The 1054-nt window shown below is 62.7% G+C and carries 1 protein-coding gene; it reads right to left on the bottom strand.

Going from position 1 to position 1054, the window contains the following annotated elements; all coding sequences use genetic code 11:
- Positions 1 to 1054 (bottom strand): acryloyl-CoA reductase electron transfer subunit beta (gene acrA, locus ACZM22_RS11175; protein WP_489544126.1); only part of this gene is annotated, 1054 nt, incomplete at both ends.

Below are 1054 nucleotides of genomic sequence, written 5' to 3'. Positions count from 1 at the left end.
TCGGGAACGACCTTGAACAGATCGCCGACGATACCGTAGTCAGCCACCTCGAAGATGGGAGCGGTGTCGTTCTTGTTCACGGCGATGATGCACTCGGAATCCTGCATACCAGCCTTGTGCTGGATAGCGCCGGAGATGCCCAGAGCAACATAGACCTTGGGATGGACGGTCTTGCCGGTCTGGCCCACCTGATGGTCGGCGGAGATCCAGCCGGCGTCCACGCAGGCGCGGGAGGAACCCACGACGCCGCCCAGCACCTCAGCCAGCTCCTCGGCCAGCTTGATGCCGCCCTCCACGTCCTTGGAGATACCACGGCCAACGGACACGATGAAGTCGGCGCCGATCAGGTCAACCAGCTTCTTGGCGGCCTTGACGGTATCCACCACCTCGGTGTGGATGTCAGCAGCGGTCAGCTCGAACTTGGGCTCGATGATCTCCACGTTCTTCGGGCACTCGCGCTTCTTCATCACGCCGGGGCGAACGGTCGCCATGGCGGGACGGAAGCGGGGGCAGATGATGGACGCCATCAGGTGACCGCCGAAGGCAGGACGGGTCATCTTCAGGTCGCGGGACACATCGTGATCCTCACCGGCGATCTTCACGGTGCCCAGCTTCTCGATGCGCTCCTCGGGCAGCGTGGAGGCTTCCTTCAGGAAGCCCTTGTAGTTGGGCATGTCGATGTCCAGATGGGTGCAGTCCGCGCACAGACCGGTGTGCAGGCGGGCGGCGCAGCGGGGAGCCAGGTCACGGCCGATGTTGGAGGCGCCGAACAGCAGCACCTCGGGCTTCAGCTCCTCAACGGCCTCCACGATCACCTTGGTATAGGCATCCGTGGTGAAGTCCTTCAGCAGGGGGGAATCATACACATAGACCTTGTCTGCGCCATACTGGCCCAGCTCAGCCGCGATGCCCTTGACGTTGTCGCCCAGCAGAATGCCGCACAGCTCCACGCCCAGCTCGTTGGCCAGCTTCCGGCCCTCGGAGATCAGTTCGAAGGTTGTGGGCATCATCACGCCCTGACGCTGCTCGCAGAAAACCCATACGTTTTTGAAGG

It is taken from the genome of Vescimonas sp., from assembly GCF_057856985.1.
Note: the sequence above shows the minus strand (reverse complement) of the source record. Positions and strands in the feature narration are given on the sequence as shown.